Raw genomic sequence first — 5,432 nt, 5'->3', positions numbered from 1 at the left:
CTGCTGACCCGGCTGACCCGCCGACCCGTCCACGCTCGTCACGCGCTCACGGTACACCGGCCACGCCCTTCAACGCGGCGGCCAGCGGATCGGCGAGATCCCCGGCGACCGGCGGCGCCACCGCGTCCAGGCCGAGCCAGCCGGCGAGCCGGTACAGCTCCGCCGCGAGCGCGACGGCGGTCTCCCCCGGGTCGGCGCCCGGCTCGATCCAGGCGGTCGGCACCAGCAGCACCCCCGCCCGCCGGTCGGCCTTGAGGTCGACCCGCGCGGTGAACCGCTCCCCCTGCAGGAACGGCAGCACGTAGTAGCCGTACACCCGCTGCGGCGCGGGCACGTAGATCTCGATCCGGTAGCTGAAGTCGAAGAGCCGCTCGGTGCGGGCCCGCTCCCAGACCAGCGGGTCGAAGGGGCTGACCAGGGTGGCGCCGCGCACCCACCGGGGCAGCCGGGCGGTCGCGTGCAGCCAGGCCGGCTGCCGCCAGCCCTGCACCGTCACCGGCCGCAGCTCACCGGCCTCGACCAGCTCGGCGATCGCCTGCCGGGCACCGGCCAGCGGGAGCCGGAAGTAGTCGCGCAGCTCCGGCTCGGCGGCCACCCCGAGCGACCGCGCGGCCACCGACACCAACGTGCGGTACGCCTCGGCGTCGGTGGGGGTGGGCGCGGCCAGGGCGGCCGCCGGCAGCACCCGCTCGGGCAGGTCGTAGCGGCGGGCGAAGGAGGTCGTCCGGTCGGCGGCGCTCACCTCGCCGGCCCAGAAGAGGAACTCCAGGGCCCGCTTCACCGCCGACCAGTTCCACCCCCAGTTGCCGGTCTCCCGGGGTGCGTCGTGCTCGATCTCGGCGGCGGTCAGCGGCCCCCGGGCGGCCACCTCGTCGCGGACCCAGGCGACGAGTTCGGGCTGCTCCTGCGCGATGCGCCGCATGCCGCCCCAGGCGTCGGAGTGGGCCTTGGCCATCCGCCAGCGCAGCGCCGCGTGCAGCCCCACCGGCACCAGCGACGCCTCGTGGCCCCAGTATTCGAAGAGCTCGCGGGGGCGGCGGTAGGCGGCGGTGTCGAGCAGGGCCGTCGGGTAGGGCCCGAGCCGGCTGTAGAGCGGCAGGTAGTGCGCCCGTTGCAGCACGTTGACCGAGTCCATCTGGATCAACCCGACCCGGTCCAGCACCCGGCGCAGGTGTCGCCGGGTGGGCACGCCGGTGGGCGCCGGGTCGGCGAAGCCCTGGGCGGCCAGCGCCACCCGCCGGGCCTGGGCGAGGGAGAGTGATTCCGGTGCGGCCATCGTCGGGCACCCTAAACCAGCGGTACGACGCCGGAGCGGACGCTGGACCGGACGCCCGGCGAGGAATAGAACGGACACATGCTTACCATCCGCCGCGAAGAGCCCGAGGACGCCGAGGCGATCGCCCGGGTGCACATCCACGGCTGGCAGGCCGGCTACGCCGGGATCATGCCCGACGAGGTGCTGCGCCGGCTCAACCCGGTGGCCTGGGCGCAACGGCGTCGGGACCTCGGCACCGCCGACCTGGAGCACCCGTTCACCACGCTGCTCGCCGAGGTCGACGGGGTGCCCGCCGGGTTCGTCACCTTCGGGCCGTACCGCAACAACCAGGACCGGGGCGACCTGGACCCGGCGTACGGCGAGGTGCTGGCGACGTACGTGGAGCCGGCGCACTGGGGTGACGGCACCGCCCGGGCGCTGCTGACCGCGGCCCGCGACGGCCTGGCGGGCCGGGGCTGGCGGGAGTACCGGCTCTGGGTGCTGGCCGAGAACACCCGGGCCCGCCGCTTCTACGAGCGGGCCGGGTTGTCAGCGGACGGCGAGCGGTCCACCTACCCGGTGCCGCTCGCCGGTGGGCTTCCCCCGGTCCGGCTCGACGAGCTGCGGTACGCCGGCCGGCTCGACGGCTGACCCGGTGGGCTCCGGACGCCCGGCGGCCGACGGCGGCGGCCGGGACGGCGAAGCGCCGGATCGGCAGCAGCACCAGCAGCGCCAGGCTGATCCAGACGTAGGTGTTGCTGCCCAGGAAGCCGTCCAGGCCGGTGAAGTCCTTCTCCCAGGCCCAGACGATCCGGCTGATCAGCAGTCCGTACGCGATGACCGCGAAGGCCAGCAGGGCGCGCCGCCGCGGACCGTGCGCGGGCGCGGCCATCGCGTTGTCGACCAGCAGGATCAGCGCCGGGATCAGCCAGACCAGGTGGTGCACCCAGGTGACCGGGCTGACCAGGCACATCAGGGCGCCGGTCAGCGCCAGCCCGGTGGCTTCGTCGCCGACGGCCACCGCCGCCCGGGACCGCCAGGCCCAGACCCCCAGGGTGGCCAGGACCAGCAGCAGCCAGGCCAGGGTGCTCGGGTGGTCGGGGTCCAGCCGGGCCACCACCCCGCGCAACGACTGGTTGGAGACGAACGCCAGCTCCCCCACCCGGCTGGTGTTCCACAGCGACGAGGTCCAGAACTCCCGGGAGGCGTCCGGGAAGAGCCCGGCGGCGAGCAGGGTCGCCACCGCCGCGGCGGCCATCGAGGTGAACGCGGCCCGCCAGCGTCCGGTGATCAGCAGGTAGACGATGAAGACGCCCGGGGTCAGCTTGATCGCGGTGGCCAGCCCGATGCCCACGCCGGCCCACCGGTTGCCGGCCGGCAGCAGCCGCAGCAGGTCCAGTGCGACCAGGAAGAGCAGCAGCATGTTGACCTGGCCGAAGTTGATCGTCTCGCGCATCGGCTCGTACGCGGCGGCCAGGCAGAGCGCGACGGCCAGGGTGAACCAGCGGGACCAGCCGGCCCGGCGGGAGAGCGGGTCGAGCAGCCACCAGATGAGCACCGCGCTGACCACCGCGCTGGCGGCCACGCTGACGGTGATCGCCGCCGGCCACGGCAGGTAGGCCATCGGCAGCATCACCAGGGCGGCGAACGGCGGGTAGGTGAAGCCGTACTGGGTGCCGGGCTTGAGGTAGTCGTAGATCTCGCCGTGGTCGTGCGCCCAGAAGGTCAGCGCGCCGTAGTAGACCTTGAGGTCGAAGAAGCCGTGCCGGACGGCCGCCACGGAGAGGAAGGCCGTCACCGCGACGGCGAGCGCGACCACCCCGGCGACCTGCGCGGCCGTCCGCCTGGCACCCTGCGCCACCATCGTCACTCCCGCCCTGCGTAGGCTTCCGTCCCATGGCCATGGGGTACGTCCGCCCGGCGCGTCCCGAGGACGCCGGCGAGATCGCACGCATCCAGCTCGCGACCTGGCGGGTCGCCTATCGCCGGATCCTGCCCCGGCACGTGCTCGACAACCTGGACGAGGCATGGCTCGCCCGGCGGTGGAGCGCGGCGGTGCAGGAGCCGCCCTCCGGCGCGCACCGCGTGCTGGTCGCCGTCGAACAGGCCGAGCAATCCTATCTGGTGGGGTTCGCCGCCTCCGGTCCGGCGGACGCCGAGGCGCTCGCCCCCGGTGAGCCGGCCGAGGCGCTGGCCGAGGGCGTGGCGGCGGTGACGGACCTGCTGGTCGAGCCCCGCTGGGGCCGGCGCGGGCACGGCAGCCGGCTGCTCGCGGCCACCGTGGACCAGTGGCGCACCGACGGCTTCGACCGGGCGGTGGCCTGGGCGTTCGAGGGCGACGAGGCGACCCGGAAGTTCCTCACCTCCACTGGCTGGGAGCCGGACGGCGCGGCGCGGGCGCTGGACGTCGACGACATGCTGGTCCCCCAGCTCCGGCTGCACGTCGCGGTCCCGGCCGAGCCGGTCGCCACCGACTGAGCGGCGGGGGCGGCGCGCGCCGTCGCTCCGGTGTCGGAGGCATCGCCTACGGTGGCCGCATGACCGCAGCGACGGCGAGAACCGGCGCGGGCCCGAACCCGACCGCCCCGCTGCCCGGCGCCCGCCCGGCGGCCGACCCCGCCGGCCTGGAGGGGTTCCGCGTCGAGCTGACCGGCTACGCCTACCGGATGCTCGGTTCGGTCTTCGACGCCGAGGACGCGGTGCAGGAGACGATGCTGCGGGCCTGGCGCGGCCTCGACCGCTTCGACGGGCGGTCCAGCCTGCGCACCTGGCTCTACCGGATCGCCACCAACGTCTGCCTGGACCTGCTGCGGGGCCAGGGCCGGCGGGCCTGCCGATGGATCTCGGCGGGCCGTCCGCCCCGGTGGCGGCGTCGCTCGGCGCGCCCGGGCCGGGCGGGAGTGGCTGGAGCCGGCGCCGGACGCCGTGGTGCTGCCGGCGGACCCGGCCGAGCTGGCGGTGACCCGCGAGTCGGTCCGACTGGCCTTCGTCGCCGCGTTGCAGCACCTGCCGCCGCGGCAGCGCGCGGTGCTGATCCTGCGGGACGTGCTGCGCTGGCGGGCCGGCGAGGTCGCCGAGCTGCTCGACACCACCGTCGCCCGCGGTGACCAGCGCGGTGCAGCGGGCCCGGGCCACGATGGCCGACCGGGCGGCGGCCGCGCCGGCCCCCGCGCTGGACCGGGAGCACCGGGAGCTGCTCGACCGCTATGTCCAGGTCTTCGAGCGGTACGACATCGACGCCCTGGTCGCGCTGCTGCGCGAGGACGCGGTGCACGCCATGCCGCCGTATCCGCTGTGGCTGCGGGGGGCGGCCGACATCGGCCGGTGGCTGGCCGGACCGGGCGCCGGTTGCCGGGGTTCCCGGCTGCTGCCGGTGGCCGCCAACGGCGGGCCGGCCCTCGCGCAGTTCCGGCCCGACCCGGCCGGCGGCCACCGCGCGTTCTCGATCCAGCTGGTGGAGTCCTCCGACGGCCGGATCACCCGGCTCAACCATTTCCTCCAGCCGCGGCTCTTCCCGCTGTTCGGCCTGCCCGACCGGCTGCCCTGAGCGGTACGACGCCGGCGGGGCCGGTGCCCGGGCCGATGAATTCCGGCCATCGCCGGAGTCCATCCCAGGACAGCGCCCCGTCGGCGGAGGACCATGACCGGGACGGCAGCCATCCGGCGACGGTCATGCCGCCGGCCACGCAGGAACGGAGACCAGCATGTTCACGGACACCTTGGCGTTCAGTTCGTTCTCGGTGGACGACATCGGACGCGCCCAGCAGTTCTACGCCGACACCCTCGGCCTGCGGGTGTCGCGCGACGACAAGATGGGCGGCCTGCTGACCCTGCACATCGCCGGGGACCGGCCGGTGCTCGTGTATCCGAAGGCGGACCACGAGCCGGCCCGGCACACCGTGCTGAACTTCCCGGTGCCGGACGTCGACCGGGCCGTGGACGAGCTGACCGCGCGGGGCGTGCGGTTCGCCCGCTACGAGGGGATGGGCCAGGACGAGAAGGGCGTGATGCGCGGGAACGGGCCGACGATCGCCTGGTTCACCGACCCGGCCGGCAACATCCTGTCGGTGCTCGCGCAGGACTGATCCGGTGCGGCGGCTCCCGGCGCCGGCCGGGAACCGCCACCGGCGGGGTCAGCCCTGCTCGGCCGAACGGCCGGGTCGCTTCACGTCCCCTG

5 protein-coding genes and 3 pseudogenes are annotated in these 5,432 nt (G+C 75.0%); 6 read left to right on the top strand and 2 right to left on the bottom strand.

Features of this window, described 5'->3' with window-relative positions:
- Positions 1-46 precede the first annotated feature (46 nt).
- On the bottom strand, positions 47-1,276 hold the full coding sequence (locus JNW89_RS26405; protein WP_238451025.1) for a winged helix-turn-helix domain-containing protein: 1,230 nt from the start codon (positions 1,274-1,276) through the stop codon (positions 47-49).
- A 78-nt stretch (positions 1,277-1,354) separates the two neighbouring features.
- Between JNW89_RS26405 and JNW89_RS39065 the strand changes: the two genes are divergently transcribed.
- Entirely contained in the window at positions 1,355-1,906 is a 552-nt protein-coding gene (locus tag JNW89_RS39065) for a GNAT family N-acetyltransferase (protein WP_306344903.1), read from the top strand.
- 1 nt (position 1,907) lies between these two features.
- On the opposite strand, the pseudogene JNW89_RS26390 reads toward JNW89_RS39065, so the two are convergent.
- Positions 1,908-3,116: pseudogene (locus JNW89_RS26390) on the bottom strand (glycosyltransferase 87 family protein); the annotation flags it as partial.
- A gap of 35 nt (positions 3,117-3,151) precedes the next feature.
- On the opposite strand from JNW89_RS26390, the gene JNW89_RS26385 reads away from it, so the two are divergent.
- The 5 genes and pseudogenes from JNW89_RS26385 to JNW89_RS26370 all read left to right on the top strand — a co-directional run bounded on the left by JNW89_RS26385 (position 3,152) and on the right by JNW89_RS26370 (position 5,340).
- The gene (locus JNW89_RS26385; protein ID WP_238451023.1) at positions 3,152-3,733 is read left to right on the top strand and encodes a GNAT family N-acetyltransferase; all 582 of its coding nucleotides are present in this window, start codon (positions 3,152-3,154) and stop codon (positions 3,731-3,733) included.
- Positions 3,734-3,792: 59 nt separating this feature from the next.
- Positions 3,793-4,023 (top strand): annotated as a pseudogene (locus JNW89_RS39060) (sigma factor); the annotation flags it as partial.
- 157 nt (positions 4,024-4,180) lie between these two features.
- Positions 4,181-4,297 (top strand): annotated as a pseudogene (locus tag JNW89_RS39055) (RNA polymerase subunit sigma-70); the annotation flags it as partial.
- 61 nt (positions 4,298-4,358) lie between these two features.
- Positions 4,359-4,802, top strand: a complete 444-nt coding sequence (locus tag JNW89_RS26375) for a nuclear transport factor 2 family protein (RefSeq protein ID WP_238451019.1) — start codon at positions 4,359-4,361, stop codon at positions 4,800-4,802.
- A 157-nt stretch (positions 4,803-4,959) separates the two neighbouring features.
- Positions 4,960-5,340, top strand: a complete 381-nt coding sequence (locus JNW89_RS26370; protein ID WP_238451017.1) for a VOC family protein — start codon at positions 4,960-4,962, stop codon at positions 5,338-5,340.
- Positions 5,341-5,432: the final 92 nt, after the last annotated feature.

Source organism: Micromonospora sp. 4G55, from assembly GCF_016803375.1.
Note: the sequence above shows the minus strand (reverse complement) of the source record. Positions and strands in the feature narration are given on the sequence as shown.

Bases quoted from the DNA above. Each gene is read 5' to 3' on its own strand.
- JNW89_RS26405 (WP_238451025.1), bottom strand. From the start codon at position 1,276: ATGGCCGCACCGGAATCACTCTCCCTCGCCCAGGCCCGGCGGGTGGCG.
- JNW89_RS39065 (WP_306344903.1), top strand. From the start codon at position 1,355: ATGCTTACCATCCGCCGCGAAGAGCCCGAGGACGCCGAGGCGATCGCC.
- JNW89_RS26385 (WP_238451023.1), top strand. From the start codon at position 3,152: ATGGCCATGGGGTACGTCCGCCCGGCGCGTCCCGAGGACGCCGGCGAG.
- JNW89_RS26370 (WP_238451017.1), top strand. From the start codon at position 4,960: ATGTTCACGGACACCTTGGCGTTCAGTTCGTTCTCGGTGGACGACATC.